Source organism: Ruegeria sp. (assembly GCF_028066395.1).
In the GTDB taxonomy this organism is placed as follows: Bacteria; Pseudomonadota; Alphaproteobacteria; order Rhodobacterales; family Rhodobacteraceae; genus Ruegeria.
In genome coordinates this window covers 37528-61647 of sequence record NZ_JALCBM010000016.1, presented here as the reverse complement: position 1 = coordinate 61647, position 24120 = coordinate 37528, and the positions used below count along the sequence as shown (strand labels likewise).

General features: G+C 61.2%; 23 protein-coding genes. 9 read left to right on the top strand and 14 right to left on the bottom strand.

The window, feature by feature from the left end; genetic code table 11:
• Positions 1-43: 43 nt before the first annotated feature.
• The 4 genes from MPJ51_RS07550 to MPJ51_RS07535 form a co-directional block, all read right to left on the bottom strand.
• On the bottom strand, positions 44-2404 hold the full coding sequence (locus MPJ51_RS07550) for a xanthine dehydrogenase family protein molybdopterin-binding subunit (RefSeq protein ID WP_298384080.1): 2361 nt from the start codon (positions 2402-2404) through the stop codon (positions 44-46).
• 54 nt (positions 2405-2458) lie between these two features.
• Positions 2459-2944 carry a (2Fe-2S)-binding protein gene (locus tag MPJ51_RS07545; protein WP_298384077.1) on the bottom strand — a complete coding sequence of 162 codons (486 nt, stop codon included), beginning with the start codon at positions 2942-2944 and terminating at the stop codon, positions 2459-2461.
• Positions 2945-3098: 154 nt separating this feature from the next.
• Positions 3099-4100 (bottom strand): molybdopterin-binding protein, encoded by a 1002-nt coding sequence (locus tag MPJ51_RS07540; protein WP_298384074.1) that lies wholly within the window; start codon positions 4098-4100, stop codon positions 3099-3101.
• A complete protein-coding gene (locus MPJ51_RS07535; protein WP_298384071.1) occupies positions 4097-5065 on the bottom strand; it encodes an XdhC family protein in 969 nt (322 codons plus the stop codon). The genes MPJ51_RS07540 and MPJ51_RS07535 overlap by 4 nt, the downstream gene beginning before the upstream one ends.
• A gap of 204 nt (positions 5066-5269) precedes the next feature.
• On the opposite strand from MPJ51_RS07535, the gene MPJ51_RS07530 reads away from it, so the two are divergent.
• The gene (locus MPJ51_RS07530) at positions 5270-5770 is read left to right on the top strand and encodes a hypothetical protein (protein ID WP_298384068.1); all 501 of its coding nucleotides are present in this window, start codon (positions 5270-5272) and stop codon (positions 5768-5770) included.
• Between the two features lie 3 nt (positions 5771-5773).
• Here MPJ51_RS07530 and MPJ51_RS07525 read toward each other — a convergent pair whose 3' ends face one another.
• Together MPJ51_RS07525 and MPJ51_RS07520 are read right to left on the bottom strand one after the other, a co-directional pair.
• The gene (locus MPJ51_RS07525) at positions 5774-7030 is read right to left on the bottom strand and encodes a VWA domain-containing protein (protein WP_298384066.1); all 1257 of its coding nucleotides are present in this window, start codon (positions 7028-7030) and stop codon (positions 5774-5776) included.
• 58 nt (positions 7031-7088) lie between these two features.
• Positions 7089-7997 (bottom strand): MoxR family ATPase, encoded by a 909-nt coding sequence (locus tag MPJ51_RS07520; RefSeq protein WP_298384064.1) that lies wholly within the window; start codon positions 7995-7997, stop codon positions 7089-7091.
• A 135-nt stretch (positions 7998-8132) separates the two neighbouring features.
• On the opposite strand from MPJ51_RS07520, the gene pyrC reads away from it, so the two are divergent.
• A complete protein-coding gene (gene pyrC / locus MPJ51_RS07515; RefSeq protein ID WP_298384061.1) occupies positions 8133-9170 on the top strand; it encodes a dihydroorotase in 1038 nt (345 codons plus the stop codon).
• On the opposite strand, the gene MPJ51_RS07510 is transcribed toward pyrC, so the two are convergent.
• A complete protein-coding gene (locus MPJ51_RS07510) occupies positions 9167-10462 on the bottom strand; it encodes an MmgE/PrpD family protein (protein WP_298384058.1) in 1296 nt (431 codons plus the stop codon). The two genes, pyrC and MPJ51_RS07510, sit on opposite strands and share 4 nt — an antisense overlap.
• Positions 10463-10500: 38 nt before the next feature.
• Positions 10501-10944: a type II toxin-antitoxin system RatA family toxin gene (locus MPJ51_RS07505; RefSeq protein ID WP_298384056.1), complete on the bottom strand. Its 444-nt coding sequence runs from the start codon at positions 10942-10944 to the stop codon at positions 10501-10503.
• A 73-nt stretch (positions 10945-11017) separates the two neighbouring features.
• On the opposite strand from MPJ51_RS07505, the gene hpt reads away from it, so the two are divergent.
• A complete protein-coding gene (gene hpt, locus MPJ51_RS07500) occupies positions 11018-11560 on the top strand; it encodes a hypoxanthine phosphoribosyltransferase (RefSeq protein WP_298384054.1) in 543 nt (180 codons plus the stop codon).
• Positions 11561-11563: 3 nt separating this feature from the next.
• On the opposite strand, the gene MPJ51_RS07495 is transcribed toward hpt, so the two are convergent.
• Together MPJ51_RS07495 and lipA are read right to left on the bottom strand one after the other, a co-directional pair.
• Positions 11564-12715 carry an amidohydrolase gene (locus tag MPJ51_RS07495; protein WP_298384051.1) on the bottom strand — a complete coding sequence of 384 codons (1152 nt, stop codon included), beginning with the start codon at positions 12713-12715 and terminating at the stop codon, positions 11564-11566.
• Positions 12712-13662 (bottom strand): lipoyl synthase, encoded by a 951-nt coding sequence (gene lipA, locus MPJ51_RS07490; RefSeq protein ID WP_298384049.1) that lies wholly within the window; start codon positions 13660-13662, stop codon positions 12712-12714. Before lipA ends, MPJ51_RS07495 begins: the two co-directional genes overlap by 4 nt.
• Before the next feature lie 251 nt (positions 13663-13913).
• Here lipA and MPJ51_RS07485 point away from each other — a divergent pair, with 251 nt between their 5' ends.
• Complete coding sequence (locus tag MPJ51_RS07485) at positions 13914-14462, top strand: peroxiredoxin (RefSeq protein ID WP_298384046.1); 549 nt, start codon at positions 13914-13916, stop codon at positions 14460-14462.
• Positions 14463-14509: 47 nt separating this feature from the next.
• Here the strand turns inward: MPJ51_RS07485 and MPJ51_RS07480 are convergent, their stop codons facing one another.
• Both MPJ51_RS07480 and MPJ51_RS07475 read right to left on the bottom strand, forming a co-directional pair.
• On the bottom strand, positions 14510-15433 hold the full coding sequence (locus tag MPJ51_RS07480; protein ID WP_298384043.1) for a hydrogen peroxide-inducible genes activator: 924 nt from the start codon (positions 15431-15433) through the stop codon (positions 14510-14512).
• Between the two features lie 47 nt (positions 15434-15480).
• The gene (locus tag MPJ51_RS07475) at positions 15481-16587 is read right to left on the bottom strand and encodes a DUF6456 domain-containing protein (RefSeq protein WP_298384040.1); all 1107 of its coding nucleotides are present in this window, start codon (positions 16585-16587) and stop codon (positions 15481-15483) included.
• 240 nt (positions 16588-16827) lie between these two features.
• On the opposite strand from MPJ51_RS07475, the gene MPJ51_RS07470 reads away from it, so the two are divergent.
• Positions 16828-17127: a DUF6477 family protein gene (locus MPJ51_RS07470; RefSeq protein ID WP_298384037.1), complete on the top strand. Its 300-nt coding sequence runs from the start codon at positions 16828-16830 to the stop codon at positions 17125-17127.
• On the opposite strand, the gene MPJ51_RS07465 is transcribed toward MPJ51_RS07470, so the two are convergent.
• Together MPJ51_RS07465 and MPJ51_RS07460 are read right to left on the bottom strand one after the other, a co-directional pair.
• Positions 17128-18672 carry a trimethylamine methyltransferase family protein gene (locus MPJ51_RS07465; protein WP_298384034.1) on the bottom strand — a complete coding sequence of 515 codons (1545 nt, stop codon included), beginning with the start codon at positions 18670-18672 and terminating at the stop codon, positions 17128-17130. It lies immediately after the preceding gene.
• 112 nt (positions 18673-18784) lie between these two features.
• A complete protein-coding gene (locus MPJ51_RS07460; RefSeq protein ID WP_298384031.1) occupies positions 18785-19225 on the bottom strand; it encodes a GNAT family N-acetyltransferase in 441 nt (146 codons plus the stop codon).
• 74 nt (positions 19226-19299) lie between these two features.
• Here MPJ51_RS07460 and guaA point away from each other — a divergent pair, with 74 nt between their 5' ends.
• The 4 genes from guaA to MPJ51_RS07440 all read left to right on the top strand — a co-directional run bounded on the left by guaA (position 19300) and on the right by MPJ51_RS07440 (position 24108).
• Positions 19300-20859 carry a glutamine-hydrolyzing GMP synthase gene (gene guaA / locus MPJ51_RS07455; protein ID WP_298384028.1) on the top strand — a complete coding sequence of 520 codons (1560 nt, stop codon included), beginning with the start codon at positions 19300-19302 and terminating at the stop codon, positions 20857-20859.
• 96 nt (positions 20860-20955) lie between these two features.
• Complete coding sequence (locus tag MPJ51_RS07450) at positions 20956-21861, top strand: DMT family transporter (protein ID WP_298384025.1); 906 nt, start codon at positions 20956-20958, stop codon at positions 21859-21861.
• 118 nt (positions 21862-21979) lie between these two features.
• The gene (locus tag MPJ51_RS07445) at positions 21980-23113 is read left to right on the top strand and encodes an outer membrane protein transport protein (RefSeq protein WP_298384023.1); all 1134 of its coding nucleotides are present in this window, start codon (positions 21980-21982) and stop codon (positions 23111-23113) included.
• Positions 23114-23196: 83 nt separating this feature from the next.
• The gene (locus tag MPJ51_RS07440) at positions 23197-24108 is read left to right on the top strand and encodes a DMT family transporter (protein ID WP_298384022.1); all 912 of its coding nucleotides are present in this window, start codon (positions 23197-23199) and stop codon (positions 24106-24108) included.
• Positions 24109-24120: the final 12 nt, after the last annotated feature.

Here is a 24120-nt window from a genome sequence, read left to right as displayed (position 1 = left end):
CGGGGAGCGCGAGGGGCTGGCCCCTCGCACCCGCCCTCTCAACTCATCCGTTCATCGCGGCCCAAACGCGCGACGGGCTCACCGGCATATCGATGTGATCAACAGCCTTGCCGCCCGAATTCAGCGCGTCCAGCACAGCATTGACCACAGCCGGAGGTGAACCGATGGCCCCCGCCTCACCACAGCCCTTCACGCCCAATGGATTATGCGTACAGGGCGTCTGACTGGAATGGTCCACGGCATAAAACGGCACATCATCGGCCCGCGGCATCGCGTAATCCATGAAGGACGCGCTCAACAACTGGCCGTTTTCATCATAGGCGCAGTTCTCCAACAGCGCCTGACCAATGCCTTGCCCAATCCCGCCATGGACCTGACCATCGACGATCATCGGGTTGACGATATTGCCAAAGTCATCCGCCGCCGTGAAGGCCTCGATGCTGACCTGACCGGTCTCGGGATCAACCTCGACCTCACAGGCATAAGCGCCCGAGGGGAAGGTAAAGTTGGCCGGGTCGTAAAACGCCGTCTCCTCCAGCCCCGGCTCCACTTCCAGCGGATAGTTGTGCGGCACATAGGCGGTCAGGGTCACATCGCCCCAGGCTACCGACTTGTCGGTGCCCGCAACGCTGAACTGACCGTCCTTCAGCTCGATATCGGCCTCGGACGCCTCCAACAGATGCGCCGCGATCTTCTTGGCCTTCTCGATCACCTTCTCGGTCGCCTTGACCATGGCCGAGCCACAAACCGCCAGCGAACGCGAGCCATAGGTGCCCATCCCAAACGGGATTTTCGAGGTATCGCCATGCACGATCTCGACCATCGATTCATCAATACCGATCATATCGGCCACAACCTGCGGAAAGGCGGTCTCATGCCCCTGCCCGTGACTGTGTGCGCCAACCATGACGCTGATCGAGCCGGTGGCATTCACCCGCACGGTCGCCGCATCATAAAGGCCTGCCCGGGCCCCCAGCATGCCAACGATATTCGACGGAGCAATCCCGCAGGCCTCGATATAGCAGTTGATACCAAGACCGCGCAGCTTGCCCTTGGCCTCGCTGGCCGAACGGCGCGCGGCAAAGCCTGCCAGATCGGCGGCGGCCTCAAGCTTGTCCATCGTCCCGTTGTAATCCCCGGTGTCATAGGTCAGCGCCACCGGCGTGTCATAGGGGAACTGAGTGATAAAGTTCTGACGGCGCAGGGCAATCGGATCGACCCCCAATTCACGCGCAGCCTTGTCCACGACGCGTTCCAACTGATAGGTCGCCTCGGGCCGGCCGGCACCGCGATAGGCATCCACCGGCACCGTATTGGTGAACATCGCTTTCACATTCACCTGAATGACCGGCGTCTTGTAATTGCCCGCCATCAGTGTCCCATGCAACCAGGTCGGGATTGAGCTGGAAAAGGTCGACAGATACGCGCCCAGATTGGCATAGGTATTGGTGCGCAGACCAACAAAGTTATTGTCCGCATCCAGCGCCAGCTCGATGGTGCTGACATGATCCCGCCCTTGTGCGTCCGACATGAACGCCTCGGACCGGCTGGCGGTCCATTTGACCGGGCGACCACAGGCCTTGGCGGCGAAGGTACAGAAGGCCTCTTCCGCGTAGTGGAAGATCTTGGTGCCAAAACCACCGCCCACATCCGGGGCCACCACGCGGACCTTGTGCTCGGGCAGGCCCAGCACAAAGGCGCACATCAGCAGCCGGATCACATGCGGGTTCTGCGAGGTGGTGTAGAGCGTGTAATCCTCGGTCGCCCGATTGTATTCGGCCACGGCCACGCGCGGTTCCATCGGGTTGGCGACCAAACGGTTGTTGACCAGATCCAGAGTGGTCACATGGGCCGCGCCCGCAAAGACCTCATTGACCTTGGCGTCATCCGCCTCGCCCAATTGCCAGTCGTAACAGATGTTGTTCTTGAGATCGTCATGGATCAGCGTCGCACCATCCTGTGCGGCGGCTTTCATGTCCAGAACGGCGGGCAGTTCTTCGATATCCAGATCAATCGCCTCAGCCGCGTCGCGGGCCTGTTCCAGACTGTCGGCCACAACGGCGGCAATGGGATCACCCACATGACGCACCTTGCCTTGCGCAAGGATGGGGTGCGGCGGTTCCTGCATCGGTGCGCCGTGCTTGTCGGTCACCTCCCAACCGCAGGGCATGCCGCCCACGCCTTCGAAATCCTTGCCGGTGAAAACCTTGACCACGCCGGGCATGCCCGCCGCTGCCGAAGTGTCGATATTCCTGATCCGGCCATGTGCGATATCGGATCGCAGGAAATAGACATAGGCCTGACCATGTACGTTGATGTCGTCGGTGTAATTACCCGCTCCGGTCAGAAAGCGCACGTCTTCGCGTCGCTTGGAACTGGCTCCGATGCCACTATCTTTGGGCATTGCTTGTTCTCCTCCCTGGAAAAGAATTTTCGTCGAAAATTCTTGTCCGCCGCGTTATTCGGCGGCGATGCTGCTGACGTCCTGACCGGATGCGGCCATGATCGCCTTGACGATGTTGTGGTAGCCCGTGCAACGGCACAGATTGCCTTCAAGATACTTGCGCACCTCCGCTTCCGTCGGGCGCGGGTTCTCTTTCAGCAAAGCCGCTGCGCTCATCACCATGCCGGGTGTGCAGAACCCGCATTGCAGCCCATGATGATCCTGAAACGCCTGCTGAATTACGTTCAGCGTGCCGTCGTCATCCGCCTGCCCTTCGATCGTGCCCACATCGGCCCCGTCAGCCTCCAGCGCCAGCATGTTGCAGGATTTGACCGCTTCGCCATTCACATGCACCACGCAGGCCCCGCATTGCGCGGTATCGCAGCCTACATGGGTGCCGGTCAGTGACAGGTGATCGCGCAGAAAGCTGGACAGCAGTGTCCGGCCCTCGATATCACCGCTCACGGATTGTCCGTTCACGGTCATTGAGACCTGTGCCATGAGATCCTCCCAATTTTGATTTCTCCCTTGCGACCGAGTTAAACACGGGAATTTTTGTTTGAGAACAAAAATTTTTCCCCGGTTTTTCCGCAGCTTCGCCGCCTGATCTTCTGAAGATGAGGCACAGGGCGCAAAGGGCAAAAATGCCGTTACGTCACTTGCCCTTGGCGGCCCGTGGTTGCGGTCGGGTCGGGATTTCCTTGAGCAACCCGCCAACCCCCATTGCAGCAATATCGGCGCCAGTGGTTTCAATCCCGCAGGCGATGCGGGACAGAACCCAATCGGCCCCGTTCAAGGCCGGGGACCGGGCACAACCCGGCAGGCCAATGACCGGGCGCGCATCCAAATCACCCAGAAACAACAGGTTACCCGGATCGACGGGCATGCCGAACCGGTCCACCTGTCCACCAGCGGCGCGCACTGCGCCGGGGGCCACATCGTTTTCATCGGACGTGGCAGAGCCGGTCAGGATCATCGCGATATCCCCGTCCAGATCGCCAAGCGCATTCGCCAGCGCCTGCTGCTGGTGCGGTACGATTTTCAGGTCGGTCAGTTCCATCCCCAGCGCCTCAACCCGGCCCCGGATCGCGGCGATGCCCTTTTCGTTGCCGGGACCACCCGGAATATCCGTCACGATCAGACCGGCGGATTCGTGCACGGGGGCGGCCAGACGGACCGCACCCTGCGCCAGCCGGGCCGCATGCAGAACATCGGCCCCGGGCACCGCGTAAGAGATGACCTTGATCGTCGCCACCATCCCGCCCGCGCTCATCTGTTGATATTGCGGCACGGTCGCCACCGTGATCATCGGGTTGACCAGATTGAACCGCCGCAACGCATCGAGGTCCAGCACAGCAACCCCCGGGCCATCGGCCAGCAGGTTGACACGGCCCGTGAACGCCTCGGTCACGCGCAGGTTTGCCTGTTTCGGGTCCGGCGCCAGCGCGGCGGCGAGCATCCGGGCGGCCTCATCCTCATGACAATCGCCGGGGTCCAGGCGGGCGACGGTGACCTCGGTCTGGCCTGCAGCCTGCAAGAGAGCGATATGCTCCACCGTCAGGATGATCCCTTTGCGCAGCTTTCGGTCCCCGGTCTGCGCCGAATGGGCCAGAATAGCGCCTTCGGCCTGAGCCAGTGGAACCGGGCCGAACTTCACGCCTTGCCCCGCAGAACTGCGGTCATCTGCGCCAGAATGGCCACCGCAATCTCGGATGGGTCTGCCGCGCCGATATCCAGCCCGACCGGGCCATGGATCTGCTCGATCTGGTCGGACGTGAACCCGGCCTGCTCCATACGGTCCACCCGCTTCGCGTGGGTTCGGGTCGAGCCCAAAGCGCCGATATAGAACACCCCGGCCTGCAATGCGGCTTGCAAGGCTGGATCATCCAGTTTCGGATCGTGGGTCAGCAGCACCAGCGCCGTGCGGCTGTCCAGACCCAGCCTGGCCACGGCCTCATTCGGCCAATCGGTCAGGATCTTTTCGCCGGGAAACCGGGCGCTTGAGGCAAAAGCTTCACGCGGATCGATAATTGCCGGGTCGTAGCCAGCAATCCGTGCCATCGGGACCAGAGCCTGCGCGATATGAACCGCGCCCACCACGATCAACCGCAAGGGCGGATTGTGTACGGCGACAAAGGTCTGCCCGTCCGCCTCGAACCCGGATCGATCCATCCGCAGCCGCTCGGCATAGGCGTTTCGGCGCAGGGCGCGGTGACCGGTTTCGACATTGACCTCATAGGCCAGCGGCTCGCGCCGGGCGCGGGCGGCGACAAGATCGGACAGCATCGCCTCGGGCAGGACCGCGCCCACCGGTTCCACCAGAACCCGGATCGTGCCGCCGCAGGCCAGCCCCACGGCAAAGGCATCCTCGTCGCTGACGCCGAATTCCAGCAGGCGCGCCTCGCCCTCTTCAATCGCTTCCAACGCCTCGACAATCACCGCGCCTTCGACGCACCCGCCCGAGACCGAGCCTTCGATCCGCCCGTCCCCGGCAATCACCAGCTGCGCGCCCACGCGGCGCGGGGCGCTGCCCCAGGTTTCGACAACCGTGGCAAGTGCCGCACCTTTGCCCGCGCGATACCAGCGCAGGGCGGTTTCCGGGCTATTGTCGAATCGTTCCATGAAGACCTCCGGCCTGTTTGGTGCCAACATAGGCTGCTTTGACGCAATGAAAAGCGTCCCGCGCACACGCCTTCCGGCGCTAACAAGCCGATTTCGCGGTCATATTCACTTTTGATTGAATGTGCCGCTTTCTGGTTCTAGCGTGCAGGTGCGGTTGGGGTTTGCCCCGAAGCATCTCAAAAAATTTAACGCGGAGACAAAGAGTTGAAACGCATTCTTACACTGGGAACCGCCCTGGGCCTGCTGACGGCAAGCGCGGGCTGGGCCGATACATTTCTGAGATATGGTGAGGTCGAAGGCTGGAAGGTCTTTATAGACCAGGACAAGAAATCCTGCCTGATCGAGGCGGTCGACGATTCCGAGAACGTCGTGCAGATGGGCCTGACCGAAGATCGCGGCGTTGGCTATGTGGGGGTCTTCACCAAGGCCAAGACTGATATCAAGCGGGGCGAGAAGGAAGCCGTGGCGATTTTGCTGGGGGATAATATCTATCTTGGAGAGGCGACGGGGATGAAGGGCAACATCACCAAGGGCTATTCGGGCGGCTATGTACTGTCGGACGATCCGCAATTTGCCGATGATCTGGCCAAGCAGAAGGTCATGGTCGTGTTCCCGGAAAAGGAATTTGCCTTTACCGTCGATCTGACCGGCACCTACAAGGCCATGGAAATGGCCCGCAAATGCAACGAGGAACAGCTCTCGTAACGGCTATTCCGAAAGCGCGGTCAACAGCCGCGCTTTCTGCCCTTGGTCATCGGGTTGCGAGATTACGGTGGCCAGATCCTCTAGCGAGGCAATCGAATGACCGGCGCGAAAGCTGTCCACATGCGGCAGCATGGTGGCGATCCCCTGCGCCCGTGGAGCGAACCCGTCCCAGCGCAGCAGCGGGTTGAGCCAGATCAGGCGCCGGGCCGACAGGTGCAGGCGTTCGATCTCTTTCTCCAGCAATTCAGGATCACCCCGTTCCAGCCCATCGGTGATCAGCAGCAACACCGCCCCCTGCCCCAGAACCCGGCGCGACCAGTCGCGGTTGAACTGATGCAGACAGTCGCCGATGCGGGTGCCGCCCTCCCAATCCTGCGCCTCGGCTCCGGCAGCGGCTAGGGCGGCGTCAACGTCGCGCTGATGCAGGTGGCGGGTGATATTGGTCAGCCTTGTGCCAAATGTGAAGGCGTGGACCTTCGCCCATCCCGCCCCTTTGGCGTTCGAGACCGTGTGCAGGAAGTGCAGGATGATCCGGCTGTACTGGCTCATCGAGCCAGAGATATCGCAGAGCGCCACCAGATTGGGCCAGCGGGGGCGCGGTTGTTGGCGGGCAATATCGCGCAGCTCTCCGCCCTGACGCATGGCGGCGCGCAGGGTGCGGGCGCGGTCGATACGGTGGCCCAAGGCGCTAGCCTGCCCGCGACGGGATTTGAAGGGTTTGACCGGGAGAGTCAGACGCGCCAACATCCGTTTGGCTTCAGCGATTTCCGCGGTGCTCATCTGTTCGAAATCGAGATTGCGCAGCCGTTCCTCGGAGGAGGCGGTCTGGGTGGCGTCAATCTCGATCTCGGTTTCCTCTTCTTGCGGCGCAGCCTCGGGGGCGTCGCGTTCTACGCCATCCAGCAACGCCTCAGCCGCGCGTTTTTCGGCGGCGTCGGCCTGGCGTTCCTCTTGCATGCCGCGGATGGCGGGCAGCATCATCGCCATCATATGTTCCAGATAGCGCGGGTCGCGCCAGTAGAGGCGGAAGACCTGCGCAAAGACCGTGCGATGTTCAGGTCGGTTGACGAAACAGGCATGCAGGGTCCAGTAGAAATCCCGTTTCTCGGTAAACCCCGCCGCTTCTACTGCGCGGATGGCGTCGATCACCCGGCCCGTGCCGATCGGCAGCCCGGCCTTGCGCAGGGCGCGGGCAAAATGGGTGATGTTTTGCGCCAGTTTCGGGTTGGCGGGGATATCCAGAGGGAGTTGCTCGGCCATTACTGTTCATGGGGGCGCTGCCCCCATACCCCCGGAGTATTTGGGAAAAGATGAAGCATCAGGCCGGTTCGAGGTCGGCTTTGGCTTGATCGAGGATGCGTTTGGCCTCGGACCCCTGCAGTTTCTGGATATCGTCCTGGTACTTCAAGATCGCGCCCAGCGTGTCGCCGATCACCTCGGGGCTGAGGTTGATCACGTCGAGCGCCAGCAGGCACTTGGCCCAGTCGATGGTTTCGGCGACGCCGGGTTTCTTGAACAGGTCCTCGGTGCGCAGGCGCTGGACGAAGGCCACCACTTCGCGGCTGAGCGCCTCAGCGGCTTCGGGGGCGCGGGCGTGCAGGATTTCGATCTCGCGGTCGAAATCGGGGTAGTCGACCCAATGGTAGAGGCAGCGGCGTTTGAGGGCGTCGTGCACCTCGCGCGTGCGGTTGGAGGTGACGATGACGATGGGTGGCTGTGGCGCGGCGATGGTGCCGAGTTCAGGGATGGTGACCTGAAAATCGCTGAGCGCTTCGAGCAGGAAGGCTTCGAACGGTTCATCGGTGCGGTCCAACTCGTCAATCAGCAGCACCGGTGCGCCCTGTTCATCGGGGCGCATCGCTTGCAGCAAAGGGCGTTCGATCAGGTAGTCGTCCGAGAACAGTTCGGACTGCAACGCGCCGCGATCCGAGCCGCCTGCGGCCTCCGCCGTGCGGATGGCGACCATCTGCGCGGGGAAGTTCCATTCATAAACGGCTGAGGACGCATCCAGCCCTTCATAGCATTGCAGCCGGATCAGGCGGCGGTTCAGACCGGTGGCCAGCGCCTTGGCGATCTCGGTCTTGCCGACGCCAGCCTCGCCTTCCAGAAACAGCGGCCGTCCCAGTTTCAGCGACAGGAACACCACCGTGGCCAGTGCCCGGCCGCAGACATAGCCCTGCGCCCCCAGCATCTGCTGTACCGCGTCGATGGAATTGGGTTGCGTCATGTTCAAAATCTCCCTCGGGACAACAGGTCACGGCGGCGGGTGCACGTCAAGACCGGGTCTTTTGGGTGACTTACGGCGATCCGGCGCGTTGACAAGGTCTTTCGCGCGGGCAGCCTGTGTGCTAGCCGGGGCGACATGACCGATACCCTCACAATCCGCCGCCCCGACGACTGGCATCTGCATCTGCGCGATGGCGCGATGTTGCAGGCCGTCCTGCCCGAAACCGCGCGCCATTTCGCCCGCGCGATCATCATGCCGAACCTGGTGCCGCCCGTGGTGCGTGGCGATCAGGCCGCCGCCTATCGCGACCGCATTCTGGCCGCCCTGCCCGCTGGCATGATATTCGAGCCGCTGATGACCTTGTATCTGACCGAGGATACCGATGCCGATGATGTTGCCGCTGCCCATGCCAGCGGGCTGGTCAAGGCGGTCAAGCTGTATCCGGCGGGGGCCACAACCAACTCGGCCTCGGGCGTGCGCGATTTCGACAAGGTGCGCCCGGTGTTGGAGCGGATGGCCGAGATCGGCCTGCCCATGTGTGTGCATGGCGAGGTCACCGATGCCGAGATCGATATCTTTGATCGTGAGGCGGTGTTCATCGACCGCGTTCTGGACCCCATTCGCAAGGCGACGCCCGGTCTTCGGGTGGTGATGGAGCATATCACCACCGCAAACGGGGTGGATTACGTCAAAGCCAATGAACGTGATCTGGGCGCGACCATCACTGCGCACCATCTGATCATAAACCGCAACCATATTCTGGTCGGCGGGATCAAGCCGCATTACTACTGCCTGCCCGTCGCCAAGCGCGAGGAGCACCGGCTGGCGCTGCTGGCCGCCGCGACCTCGGGCGATGCGCGGTATTTTCTGGGCACCGACAGCGCGCCGCATACGGATGCGAACAAGGAAATGGCCTGTGGTTGCGCCGGTTGCTTTACGGCGACGAACACCATGTCGCTGGTGGCCGAGATGTTTGATCGTGTGGATGCGCTGGACAAGCTGGAAGGCTTTGTATCGCTGAACGGCCCGGGTTTCTACGGCCTGCCGGTGAATGAAGACACCATCACCCTGACCAAGGGTGATCCGGTAGAGTATCCGGCCAAGATCGACTCGGGCGACGGGCCGGTTACGGTGTTCGATCCGGGCTTTCCGCTGCACTGGCGGGTGGTCTAACCGCCCAGCCTGTCAGACAATTCCGCTGCGCGCCCACCGGTGCGCAGCATTGACCAGATCGCGTCGGCCTCATCCCCGCCGATCAGTTTTGCCGCCTTCTGGCGCACGCGATCCTCGCGATCTGACAGGGACATCGGCGTCAGCAGATCATGGGTGGCCTCGCGCCGTGCGCCGTCACGACGCAGCAGGGACAGGTTTGCCTGTGTTTCCGAGAGGCTGTCATCGGCCTCAACCGTGATCCGGTCGCGCAGGGACCGCAGGCGCGGATCGGTGCAGACATCGTCAGAGTAGCTGTCGGGCAGCGCCGTATCATACCCCAGCGCCTGCATTGCAATCACCGTGCGATACGAGAATTTTGCCCCCAGCCCGGTGGTCGGCGACAGTTGATTGCAGACGCTCATCCAGCGCGGATGGGTCTTGATCCTGATTTCGGCCACTTCCGGTTCGGCAATGTCCAGATCGCGCGCGGCCTCAAGTGCTGCGTGCAGCCCGTGGCAACAGGCGTGGAATTTGTGGCTGACCGATTCGAACAGCCACTCATCCCCCAGCCCCGCGAGCGCAGTGGCCGTGTCATCGGCCCCAAGATGGGTCGCTCCAAAGCCATGAGGGCCTTCGATGGCACCTGCGTTTGGCTCAAACCCGCTGCGGATCAGCATGGCGGCCTCAATCCCGTTCGCGGCGGCTTGGCCCGCGTTGTAGGGCTTGCCCATGGTGCCGAACTGCGCCTTTTGCCCGGCCGCGCGGGTGGCGACTAGACCCAGAACCGCCTGCATCTGATCTGCGTCGAATCCCATCACGCGGCCCACAGCGACGGCCGCGCCAAAGGCACCAGCGGTGGCGGTCTGGTGAAACCCGGCCTGATAATGGCCGCGCCCCAGCCACAACCCAATACGAATCGACAGTTCCATCCCGATCAGCGCGGCCTCAAGCAGGTCGACAATTGGTTTGTCCTCGAACTCGGCAATCGCCAGCGCGGCGGGAAAGACGGCGACCGAGGGGTGGCCGATATGAGCGAAATGGGTGTCGTCATAGTCCAGCGCGTGCGAGATCGTGCCGTTGACCAAAGCTGCCGCCCGCAAGGGCGCGGCCCCGCCGCCGAACAGCTTTGCCTGCGCCGCGCCGCCCTCGGCCAGAACCATGTCGCGGATGATGCGCGAGACAGGCTCATCCGCCCCGGCGCGACCTACGGCCAGCCAGTCGAGCGCGGACAGGGATGTTACAATCCGTGCCTGCGATGTGGTCGATATGGGGCCTGCGGCAAACGCGGCGAGTGAAGATGTCAGATCAGCCATACGGCGCAGTCTAGCGCGCGCGGCCTTGGCGGCAAGCCTCAGCCGTAAAGCTGCGCGGCGCGCTGTTCAAAGGCGCGGACGATGCGGTGCATGGCCTCGTTGAAAACAACACCAATGATGCCCTGCAACACCGCGTTCTTGAACTCGAAATCCACGTGGAAGGACACGTTGCAGCCCTGATCGGTATCCTCGAACTGCCAATCCGAGCGCATGTATTTGAACGGGCCGTCCAGATATTCGGTATCGATCCGTTTCTGTGCATCAAATAGCGTCACCCGGCTGCCGAACCGTTCGCGGAACACCTTGAACGAGATCACCAGATCGGCCTCCATCACCTTGGCCTCGCCCCTGTCAAAAGTCCGGCGGATGCGGGCGGCAGAACACCAGGGCAGAAACTCGGGGTATTTCGCCACGTCACCAACCAGATCGTACATCTGCTGGGCGGTATAGGGCAGCGGACGGGTCTCAGAATGGGTTGGCATGGCATCCGGGCATTAACTGGTGACAATGGCGCGTCATGTCGTATGTTGCGCGCCAAAGATCAAGGGGGCAGTGATGAGCGACCGCGCATATGTGATAGATGAGATGATCTCGGCCAAGGCCATTGCCGCGCGGATCGAGGAATTGTGTCGCGAGATTACCGCTGAATTTGGCGGCACCGACAAGCTGGTGGTCGTTGGCCTGCTGCGCGGCAGTTTCGTATTCATCGCCGATCTGGTGCGCGAGCTGGACCTGCCGATCGAGGTCGATTTCCTTGAGGCGTCCTCCTATGGCGATTCGATGGAGAGCAGCCGGGAAGTACGCATTCTCAAAGACTTGCGCGGTGCAATTGAAGGGCGCGACGTGCTGGTGGTCGAGGATATCGTCGACACCGGCCACACGCTGAACCATGTCACCAAGCTGCTGCAAAGCCGCAAGCCGGGGCGGTTGAAATCCATCGCCCTGCTGGACAAACCCAGCCGACGCGAGGTTGATTTCCGATCCAACTGGATCGGGTTCGAGATTCCGGATGAATTTGTCGTGGGCTATGGCATCGACTATGCACAACGCAACCGCAACCTGCCCTTCATCGGCAAGGTGCGGTTTGTCGAGGGGTGACCGTTAGCCTCCAAGCCCCAGTACTCGGTCGATGACGGCCAGAAAAATGCCGCTGCCGATGGGAATCAGCGCATCGGGGAAGTCATAGTCCGGGTTATGTAATTGCGGATGGTCCTCTCCCGATCCCAGCCAGAACATCGCCGATTTCGCACCTTTGCCGAACTGGCCGAAATCTTCGGAGAACCTTTGCGGCGACGCCGTGAACCGCAGAGGAACGCCTTGCGCAAGGCAGGCGTCTTGCAGGATCTGAACGGCTTCGGCGTTGTTTACGCAAGCCTCAAAAACATCATGATACGAAATGGTTACCGACAGTCCTTCATCTGCCGCGACCTGATGAACCAGTGCCTCAGCCTCGGCCACCAGATCGGCCATGCGCTGATCCGAGACGGTGCGCAGGGTCACCCACAGCTCGGCCTCACCCGGGGCCACGCCGAAAGTTGCCGCGCCCAAAGTTGCATGGGTCACCGTGGTCAGCGCAAAGGCCGCGTCCAGATTGCCCCCCGACCCCAGCGCGGTTAGTCCCGGGATCAGTGCCGACAACGCGCCCGCCGGCGAGACCCCGTCCTGCGGAGCAGCGGCGTGTGAGGTCTTACCCGTCAACACAATCCGCATCCCGCGTGAGGCGCAATTCGCGGGCCCCTCGCACAGTTCAACCTTGCCCAGTTCCAAGCCCGGCAGGTTGTGCAGCGAGAACACGTAATCCGGTGCGATCTGCGCGAATTGAAGATCGACGCGGAAGGCGGCAGCGCCCTGCCCGGTTTCCTCGGCCGGTTGATAGATCAGCACCACACGCCCCGTCGCAGGCCGCGCCTGTCCAAGGCGGAAGGCCACGCCCAGCACCATCGCCATATGGCCATCATGGCCGCATAGATGCCCGGTGCCGGGATAGCGCGAGGCATAAGGCAGGTCCGAGATTTCCTGTATCGGCAGCCCGTCCAGCTCACACCGGATGGCAACGGTCGGTCCCGGCTGGCCGCTGTCATAGACCGCCGCAACGCCATGTCCACCGATGCCGGTCAGAACCTGATCCGGGGTGCAGGCCTGCAGCAGATTGGCGATACTGGCCGCTGTGCCACGCTCCTGCCCCGAAACCTCGGGCACCTCATGCAACTCGTGGCGAATCCCGGTCAGCCAGTCCTGAAGTTCGGAGTTCACCCCTGGCTCAGTTTCTGCTGACGGGCAGCGCGCAGCCGCGCGAAATCATCGCCCGCATGGTACGAGGATCGGGTCAGCGGTGTTGCCGAGACCATCAGGAAGCCCTTACCGAAGGCGGCCTTTTCATAGGCCGCGAATTCCTCGGGCGTCACGAAACGGTCCACGCCGTGATGTTTGGGCGTCGGCTGCAGGTACTGGCCGATGGTCAGGAAATCGATATCGGCGGCGCGCATGTCGTCCATGACCTGCCGGACCTGCTGCTCATCCTCACCCAGACCCACCATGATGCCGGATTTGGTAAACATGGACGGGTCCATTTCCTTCACCCGTTGCAGCAACCGCAGCGAATGAAAATAACGCGCGCCGGGTCGGACCTGCGGGTAAAGCCCCGGCACGGTTTCCAGATTGTGGTTGAACACATCCGGTTTCGCCTCGACCACGACCTCAAGCACCGACGAGTCGCATTTCAGGAAATCGGGCGTCAGAATCTCGATGGTGGTCTTGGGAGAGCGATGCCGCACCGCGCGGATGGTCTGGGCAAAATGCTCGGCCCCGCCATCGGTCAGATCATCGCGGTCGACCGAGGTGATCACCACATGGTTCAGCCCCAGTTTTTCAACCGCATGCGCCACACGACCGGGTTCAAACGCATCCAGTGTGTCGGGGCGGCCGGTGGCGATATTGCAGAAGGTGCAGCCACGGGTACAAATCTCACCCATGATCATCATGGTGGCGTGGCCCTGGCTCCAGCATTCGCCGACATTGGGGCATCCGGCCTCTTCGCAGACGGTGACCAGATTGTTTTCGCGCATGATCTTGTGCGTGTCGGCATAGCCCTTGCCGCCGGGCGCCTTGACACGAATCCATTTCGGCTTCTTCGGCTGCGCGTTGTCGGGGCGGTGTGCCTTTTCAGGATGACGTTGCTCGGGAATTTTCAGATCACGCACGGGCGGCTTTCCTGACTGTGGGTCATATCGCTTTGTCCCTAACATAGACCGCCCGATATCTCTATACCAGCGGCGCATGGCCGCTATGCGCCGCTAGTTCGCAAGCGCAGAATCGCCTGTCAAAAGATGTATTTTACCCTTTTATTTCCGCTGTATAGAAATATTCGCATTCGCAGAATATCCGGCGTTGAAGCGAATTTAGAATCCTTATAGATCACGGCAGAAACACATCGATTCACAAGAGGTTGATCATGAAATCCGGAGCCAAACTGCCCCACGTGACCTTTCACACCCGCGTCCGTGACGCGGCCATCGAGGGGCCGAACCCGTTCCGTTGGGAAGACAAGACAACCGCCGATTACTTTGCTGGCAAGCGCGTGATCCTGTTCTCGCTGCCCGGCGCATTCACGCCCACATGCTCGACCTATCAACTGCCCGGCTTTGAAAAAGGCTTTGGCGATTTCACCGCCAAGGGAATCGATGACATCTATTGCATGTCCGTCAATGACAGCTTTGTCATGAACAAATGGGCCAAGGATCAGGGTCTGGAAAACGTCAAGGTGATCCCCGATGGGTCGGGTGAGTTCACCCGCAAGATGGGCATGCTGGTCGACAAGGACAATCTGGGCTTTGGCATGCGCTCGTGGCGCTATGCAGCCATCGTCAATGACGGCGTGGTCGAGGCATGGTTCGAAGAGCCCGGCCTGATGGATAACTGCCCCGAGGACCCCTATGGCGTGTCATCCCCCGAAAACCTGATGAAACATCTGGACGAGGCGCGCGAGCCCGCGCTGGCCTGATCCGACAGGTCCCTGTAGATTTGGGCCCGCCAATTGGCGGGCCTTTTTCATGCGCGGGTCTCGGCCACGATCTCTTCCCCCACCTGCCGCATCACCTGCGCCAGTTTCTCGAACCAATCCTCGGGCTGAGACGAGGCGCGGCGCACAAGGCCGATACTGCGCGCAGGTTCCGGTGCGCTGAACCGCAGCAGATGCAGGCCGGGCACGGCCTCGGTCTCGGCCCGGGCGGCGAGTTCCGGCATCAGGGTCAGGCCGAACCCTTCGGCCACCAGACGCGACAGGGTCGCCAGCGAGGACGCGCCCATGTTGATCTGGCTGCTGCCGCGATTTTGCCCACAGACCTCCAGCGCCTGATCGGTCAGGCAATGGCCATCCTCCAACAACATCAGATGCGCGGTTTTAAGATCGACGGGGCGCAGGGCCTCGGGGCTGACCGTCAGGCGGTTCAACCGGGTCTGACTGCCCGCCAGCAGGAAGTGGTCCTGAAACAAGGGTTCCTCTATCAGCCCTTCTCCGGCAACAGGTAAGGCCAGAACGGCAGCGTCGATCTCACCCGTGCGCAGCATCGACAGCAGATGTTCGGTTCTGGATTCGCGAATCTGCACCCGCAGTGAGACATCTCCGGTGCGCAGACCGGCCAGAACCCCGGGGAGCAGATAGGGCGCGACGGTTGGAATGATGCCAATCGACAGGGACCGGTGCCCGCCCGAATGATCGCGGGCAAACCGGTCCAGCCGGTCGGCAGAGTCCAGCACCTGATAGGCCCGGTCCAGAACATCGCGCCCCAGCGGCGTCAGCAGAATATCCCGTGCCTGCCGTTCGAACAGCGGGCCGCCCATCACCTCTTCCAGCGCCTTGATCTGCACCGACAGCGCCGGTTGCGAGACATGGCAGGATTGCGCGGCGCGGCCGAAATTACGTTTCTCGGCCACCGCGCGGAAATATTGCAATTGTCTGAGGGTGAAATTCATAACCTCTGACTATCACTTGCGCGCCAAATCGCAAGACATGCAAATGGCTAGCCGATCAGACGGTCACGCTCGGCCTGATCCTCATAATGGCGCTTCAGCCGTTGCAGGGCGATCCGCAGCACGATCTTGCCGGAGCGCGCCGACCAGCCCATGCGCTTTTCCGCCAGCTCCAGCCCCTCTAGGTAGCAACAGCACCGCAGCGCCACATCGCTGAGGCCCGGCCCCAGATCCGCCAGCGCCTTTGCCACCCGATCCCGCGCGCCCGAGGAACCGCTGGCCATAGGGGTCGAGGAGTCGAACCCACCGCGGCCGCCACCGGTCAGAAAACGGTCCCAGTTCTGCGCGACCTGCGGCCCGATCTGGGCCAGTTCGAAATCCTCGCGCAGGCGTTCGCCCGCGCCCACAAGGGATTCGTCCAGAAACGGGTTCCCGTCCCTGTCCCGCCGCCGCGACAGGGCGATCAGCGGGCTTTCCGCCGCGCTGTACCGCGCCCGCGCGCCGCGCTTGGGTTGGGTCACCTCGCAGGGCTGATGACCGCCAAACCCCTGAAACGGGGCCTGTGCTTCGGCCATCCCGAACTCATTCTGTGCGCGGGCGCGGTTTTCCGCCTCGGCGATCAGATGGCTCAGCGCCGACCGGCCCGCAGATGAAATCCGATAACGCGAGATGCGCCCGGGATTGTCGCAGGAAATCCAGTCTTTCAGGGCCAGCGCCTGGGCGATCTTGCATTCGACCACAGCGGTTTTCGTGGTGCCGTTGTCGCCGTTATCGCGGACGACCACGGCCTTGTCCATATCCTCGGCCACGGCCAGAACCGCACCGGTCTCACACAGGCGGCGCAGCACACGCAACGCTTCCTGATCGAACTCCTGATCCTGTGCCGCCAGCGGGTTCGGCACCTCGTCAAACCGCGCCGCAGGGAACACGTCACGCTCCGCAAAATGTGCCTCGGCCAGAGATTGCAGTGCCGCATCCACCAGCGGGTCGTCCCGGCGCGTTTCGATCCGGCGAATCTGCCGCAGGATTGTCGAAGCATGGCACCCCGCAGACCGTGCAATTTCCCGTATCGACCGTCCTGATTCCGTATGGGCAAGATATCGTTGCGCCCCTTCGGGAACCCATGCGGGAACGGTTAAAGCCATGCTGTTTTCCATAGTTTTTCGCCCTCGTCGACAAATCAAACTGCCAATGTTCGTCGTCGGATTCTTAGTTAACCAATTCTAACTAGAGTCGCTTTCGTTACTCGTTCGTTAATCACAGACGACATCAGCTAGAATTGATTCAAAAAGATAAACAGTCGTGAAACCATAGTTCGGCACGAGGGCCTGCAAGGCAACACCCGCTAGGGTTGTGCCACAACTCCTGCAGACAAAAGCAATGAAAGGATTACTCCCGTGCAGGACCTGATGAGCATGATCACCACACTCCGCCGCCCCCGTCTGTTGACCCGGGCGGCCAAGATCGGGGCGCAGGACTATGACCGCGACCGGCACCTGCAAAGGATATTGGGATATGGCGCGCTGCCCGGTCCGGGTGCCGCGCTGATGCGCCTGATGGAGATGGAGCGGGACGTCAACACCCAGCGGCAAGAGGACGACGCGGCCTATTCTCTGGTCCGGCATCTGGACCTGATGATTGCCCTGATCGGTGAGGCGCAGCTGTACCAGGCCAGCCGCGCCACACGTTATGTGTGATCAGGTGAACGCGTCGGGCATCGACTCTTTTTTCCGGGCCACATAAGTGTCCAGCGCCTCTTTGACGCCCGGGTCCAGTTGCGGCTGCTGGTAGTTGGCCAGCAGATGTTCGACCCGCGCACTGGCCAGCGTCCGCGTATCGCGGGCGCCTTCCTCTTCCCAGGTCTCGAAGGGCTTGTAGTCCAGCACTTCGGTTTTCCAGAACGCTTCCTTGAAGTTGGCCTGCGTGTGGGCGCACCCCAGATAGTGCCCGCCCGGACCAACCTCGCGGATCGCATCCATGGCCTGCGCGTTCTCGTCATAGGCGATGCCCTTGGCCAGCCCGTGCAGTACGCCCAACTGATCGGCATCCATAACGAACTTCTCGAAGTCCGCGACCAGCCCGCCTTCGAGCCAGCCGCAGGAATGCAGCATGAAGTTCACGCCAGCCAACAGACCCATGTTCAACGAGTTCGCCGTCTCATACGCCGCCTGCGCATCGGGCAATTTCGAGCCGCAGAACGACCCCGCCGAACGATACGGCAGCCCCAGACGCCGGGCCAGCTGACCCGCGCCATAGGTGACATGCGACGCCTCGGGCGTACCAAAGGTCGGCGCGCCGGAATTCATGTCGATCGAGGACACAAAGGCGCCAAAGATCGCAGGCGCGCCCGGGCGGATGATCTGGCTATAGGCCACGCCCGCCAGAACCTCGGCCAGAACCTGTGTCAACGTACCCGCAACCGAAACCGGCGCCATCGCACCGCCCACAATAAAGGGCGAGATGATGCAGGCCTGATTGTTGCGCGCATAAACCTCAAGCGAGCCCATCATCACGTCGTCGAAGGTCATCGGCGAGTTGATGTTGGTCAGCGAGGTCATCACCGTGTTGTTCTGCACGAACTCTTTGCCGAACAGAATCTCGCACATCTCAACCGAATCCTGCGCACGGCTGGGATCGGTGACCGAGCCCATGAACGGCTTGTCCGACAGGGTGATATGCGACATCAGCATGTCCAGATGGCGCTTGTTCACCGGGATATCGGTCGGTTCGCACACCGTGCCGCCCGAATGGTGCAGCCATTTGGACATATAGGCCAGTTTCACGAACTTGTTGAAATCGTCCATGGTGGCATAACGACGGCCACCCTGCACATCGCGCACGAAGGGAGGGCCGTAGACCGGGGCCAGAACCATGTTGCGGCCACCCACGACCACGGATTTTTCCGGGTTGCGGGCATGTTGGGTGAACTCGCTGGGGGCGGTCTTGATCAGCTCACGCGCCAGCCCGCGCGGAATGCGCACCCGTTCGCCGGTGACATCCGCACCCGCATCACGCCAGCGCTGCAGCGCCTCGGGGTTGTCGACGAAGTTGACGCCAACCTCTTCCAGAATGGTATCCGCGTTATATTCGATGATTTCCAGCGCCTCTTCGTTGAGGACCTCGAAATTCGGAATATTGCGTTCGATGTATTTCGCGGTTTCGATGACAACCGCTGTGCGCTCGGCCCGACGGGCGGCACCACCACCGCCCCGAGTTCTGCGCCGGGTGTTAGCCTCTGACATGCGTAAATCCGGTCTGTCTGCTTCGTTTGATCCGTTTGTTACAGGAACCGCCGGGATCGCCGCAGGTTTTTTACGGCGCTATCGGGGGAAAAGCGACATGTTGCATCAGGTGTCAGGTGACGGGCTTCTCCATCCGAACGGTGTTGCCCTGAACATCCACCTCGGCCCAGCCCAGATGGTGGTACATCGCCCGGGTGCCCTGCATCAGCCGATGGGTCCGCAGGTGAAGGCGGCTCAGCCCCGCCGCGCGCGCCGCAGATTCGGCTTGTTCCAGCAAATGGCGGGCGATGCCCTGCCCCTGCGCCTGCGGGCTGACCGCAAGGTTATTGATCAGGATGGCATCATCCTGCGCAGCGAAGATAATGACACCCATGACCTGTCCGCGACCTTCGGCAACAAAAACCGACCGAGTTTCGATATCGGCGGCAATACCTTCGGTCACATCCGGCAGATCGGGAATCTCGCGCCGGGCGCTGTCATAAGCCGCCGCGATACAGGCCCGGATTGCCTCTGCATCCGCCCCTGTGGCGGCCCGCATTGTCATTTGTGCCATGTCGCGCGCTCTCCCTGCGCTCAATTGACGTCATAGCGCTTGCACATGCAAGGCTTGCGACCTAATAGCCAAGCATGACCCAAGACACCCATGACCGCCTTCTGATCATCGACTTCGGCAGCCAGGTAACGCAGCTGATCGCACGCCGCCTGCGCGAACTGAATGTTTATTGCGAGATTCACCCCTATCAGAATGTCACGATGGATTTCGTGCGCCAGATGGCGCCGCGTGCCGTGATCTTCTCGGGCGGGCCGGACAGCGTCACGCGCGAGGGCTCGCCCCGCGCCCCGCAAGAGATTTTCGACTATGGCGTGCCGATCCTGGGCATCTGTTACGGCCAGCAGGTGATGATGCACCAACTGGGCGGCAAGGTCGAAAGCGGCCACGGCACCGCCGAGTTCGGCCGTGCCTTTGTCACGCCGGAAAGCCGGTTGGATATCCTTGATGGCTGGTTCGCCGAAGGTGACGAGCAGGTCTGGATGAGCCATGGTGACCATGTCAGCCAGATCGCACCTGGGTTTGAGGTCTACGGCACCTCACCCAACGCGCCTTATGCGATCACTGCCGATGCAAGCCGTCATTTCTATGCGGTGCAGTTCCACCCCGAAGTGCATCACACCCCCAAAGGCGCGAAACTCTATGAGAATTTCGTGAAACTGGCCGGGTTCAAGGGCGACTGGACCATGGGAGCCTATCGCGAACAGATGATCGAAAAGATCCGTGAACAGGTCGGGGATAAAAAGGTAATTTGCGGCTTGTCCGGCGGTGTCGACAGCTCTGTCGCAGCGATCCTGATTCATGAAGCCATCGGTGATCAGCTGACCTGCGTCTTTGTCGATCACGGGCTGCTGCGTAAGAACGAGGCGCAAGAGGTCGTGGGCATGTTCCGCGACAATTATAATATTCAGCTGATCCATGCCGATGAAAGTGAACTGTTTCTGGGTGAACTCGAAGGCCAGTCCGACCCCGAGACCAAACGCAAGATCATCGGCAAGCTGTTCATTGATGTGTTCCAGAAACATGCCGATACCATCGACGGGGCCGAGTTCCTTGCCCAAGGCACGCTCTACCCGGATGTAATCGAATCCGTTTCCTTCTCGGGCGGTCCGTCGGTCACCATCAAATCGCACCACAACGTAGGCGGCCTGCCCGAAAAGATGGGCCTGAAACTGGTCGAACCCCTGCGGGAGCTGTTCAAGGACGAGGTCCGCGCACTTGGCCGCGAGCTGGGCCTGCCCGACAGCTTCATCGGTCGCCACCCCTTCCCCGGCCCCGGTCTGGCCATCCGCTGCCCCGGCGAGATCACCCGCGAAAAGCTGGACATCCTGCGCGAGGCGGATGCGGTCTATATCGACCAGATCCGCAAGCATGGGCTCTATGACGAAATCTGGCAGGCCTTCGTGGCCATCCTGCCCGTCCGCACCGTCGGCGTGATGGGTGACGGGCGCACCTATGACTACGCCTGCGCCCTGCGCGCGGTGACCTCGGTCGACGGGATGACGGCGGATTACTACCCCTTCACCCACGAATTTCTGGGCGAAACCGCCACGCGGATCATCAATGAAGTCAAGGGCATCAACCGCTGTACCTACGACATCACCTCAAAACCTCCCGGCACCATCGAGTGGGAATGAACGAAAGCCGGGCCCTGTCCCGGCTTTTTCATTTCCCAAACCCTGCCAAGACGTTATTGATCCCAAAGCTTAACCTGTAAACGGGCCAGGGTGATTTTGGACAGCAGCAAACCCCAGATCGGCAAGGCCGCCCTGTGGATGACCGGGGCGATTGCCGCGTTCTCGTCCATGGCCGTGGCTGGGCGCGAGCTGAGCGTCACCCATGACACGTTCGAGATCATGTTCTACCGCAGCGTCGTGGGCCTGTGTGTGGTTGCAGCCGTCCTGACCTTCAGCGGCGCATGGCCTCAGGTCACAACCAAAAGGCTGGGCCTGCACGGGGTGCGCAATGTCATGCATTTCACCGGCCAGAACCTGTGGTTCTACGCGGTGGGTGTCATCCCTCTGGCACAGGTCTTTGCGCTGGAGTTCACCAACCCGATCTGGGTCATCCTGCTGTCGCCGTTGTTTCTTGGGGAACGCCTGACCGCCCTGCGCCTGATCGCCGCTCTGATCGGTTTTGCGGGCATCCTGATCGTGGCGCGGCCCGGCACGGCCCCGCTGAACCTCGGCGTTGCCTGCGCCGCCGCATCGGCAATTTTCTTTGCGTTGACAAATATTTCCACCAAAACCCTCACCCGTACCGCCAGCATCGGCTGCATCATGTTCTGGCTGACTTTGATGCAGGGTGTCCTGGGGTTGGCAGCGGCGGGGATTGATGGGCAGATGGTCTTGCCCTCATGGCAAACCGCCCCTTTCCTGTTGCTGATCGGGCTGGCCGGCCTGCTGGCGCATTTCTGCATCACCAACGCGCTGGCCATTGCCCCGGCCACCGTTGTCGTCCCCTTCGACTTCGCCCGGCTTCCGACCATCGCCGTTGTCGGAATGCTGCTCTATCACGAGCCGCTGGATTTCTGGACCCTGCTCGGCGCAGCTGTGATCTTTACCGGAATTTTCCTGAACGTCTGGTCCGAGAATCGTAACAATTCCGCAACACCCCAGCGTGTGTCTGCGGCCAAGTAACGTTCGGTCACCGATTGACGATTTCTTAACGTGTAAGAATGTAGAGACCGGTAACACCCGCCGGAATGCGTTGAGGGAGCGTATCAGGCAGACAAATGGACAGTGTAGGGAGGATATAATGAACAAGACGCTGCTATCAGCATGCGCACTATGCGTCGGCGCAACGACCGCACAAGCAGGCGGTCTGGACCGCAGTGGTCAGGGCATAAACCTGATTTTCGAAGAAGGCACAGTGGTGCAACTTCGCCTGGGATATACCGATCCCAGCGTCAGCGGTACAATGCCTAGCCTGACAACTGGTCAGCCCGTTGATTCAGGTAATGTCGCGAACAGCTTCTTCACTCCGCATTTCGGATACAAAACCGCACTTACCGAAAAGCTAGATTTTGCAATAATGTACGACCAGCCATTCGGTGCTGATATCGCATATGCTGCAAATTACCCCCTGTCGATCAATACCGGGGGCGGCACCGACGTATTGCGCGCCACCGCCGACACCGACGCCGTCACTGCCCTACTGCGGTACAAACTAAATGGCGGGTTCAGCGCGATTGGCGGTCTGAGGGTTCAGCGCGTGTCGGCAAATGTCTCCGTCCCAATTGTCGGCAGTTACGAAATTGACACGAATGACACAACTGACTTGGGATATGTTATCGGTGTTGCCTGGGAAAAACCCGAAATTGCCGCGCGGGTAGCGTTAACCTACAATTCGAAGATCACCCACGACGTCTCACAAATTGAAACCATCACCACCCCAGCTGGTCGTGGTTCTACCACCACCACAAGCGAAGTCGTAACACCGCAATCGGTTAACTTGGATTTCCAGACGGGCGTTGCGCCGAAGACTCTGCTGTTTGGTTCAGTTCGCTGGGTCGATTGGCCCCAATTGGTATACGCACCGCCAGTTTACACCGCAGCAACCGGTGGCCTTAACCTGGTTGACTACGAAAGTGCTACCTTCACCTACTCACTTGGTCTAGGGTATCAGTTTTCCGAAGAATTTTCGGGTGCGGTAACACTGGGCTATGAAAGCTCTCAAGGTGATATCGTATCGAATCTAGGGCCAACGGACGGTTTCTGGAGCATTGGCCTAGGTGGAACTTACTCTCTGGAGAAGGCTAAGATTTCGGGTGGGGTACGCTACACTGACATCGGAGATGCAACGGCAGATGGCGCGGGGGGAGTTAGGGCCAACTTCACCGGCAACAGCGCCTGGAGTGTCGGGTTCCAGATCACATACGCTCTGAACTGATGCGCATATCATAACCATTCCAAAGCCCCGCCCGAACCGGCGGGGTTTTTTCGCAGGAAACGGGTCGCCGCGCCGGGTCATAGATGACAGAACAAGGCGTGGCACCTCAGAAATCCTTCTCTGCCCGCGCGTTTGCCGAACTTGTTTTGCTCGGCGTGATCTGGGGCGTTTCCTTCCTGTCCATCCGCATCGCGCTGGATACGGTTCCCTTTGTCACCACCGTGTTTCACCGGGTGTTCTGGGCCACGCTGGTCCTGTGGGCCGTGATCGCCGTTCAAAAACTGCCGATCCCAAAAGACCCGCGCATCTGGGGCGCGTTTCTGGTCATGGGGTTTCTCAACAACGTGTTGCCTTTTTCGCTGATGGCCTGGGGGCAGCTTTATGTCGAAACCGGCCTGACCTCGATCCTGAACGCCGCCACCGCCATCTTCGGCGTGCTGCTGGCTGCCGCGTTCTTTCGTGACGAAAGACTCAGCAGGCCGAAACTGATCGGCGTCACATTGGGCTTTCTGGGCGTGTCGATCACCATCGGGCTTGGGAACCTCCTGCAGTTCAGCCTGGGCAATCTGGCGCAACTGGCCATTCTGGGCGGCACGCTGTCTTACGCATTGGCCTCCGTCTGGGCGCGGTTCCGACTGGGTCACCTGCCCCCGCAAATCGCCGCCGCCGGAATGCTGACCGGCGCGACGGTGATGATGCTGCCCCTGATGCTGATCGTGGATGGGATGCCATCGCTGAGCCAACCGTGGCAGACTTGGGTGTCCATCGCCTATTACTCGGTCGTCGCCACCGCCGGGGCCTATCTGCTCTATTACCGGGTGCTGGCGCAGGCGGGCAGCGGCAATCTGATGCTGGTGACGCTGATCATCCCGCCCATCGCCATTGTTCTGGGCGCGCTGGTGCGCGACGAATCCCTGCCTTCGAACGCCTATCTGGGCTTTGCCGTTCTGGCCGCAGGGCTGATAATCCTCAGCCGATCCGGCAGACGTGATTGACCTTGCCATCCA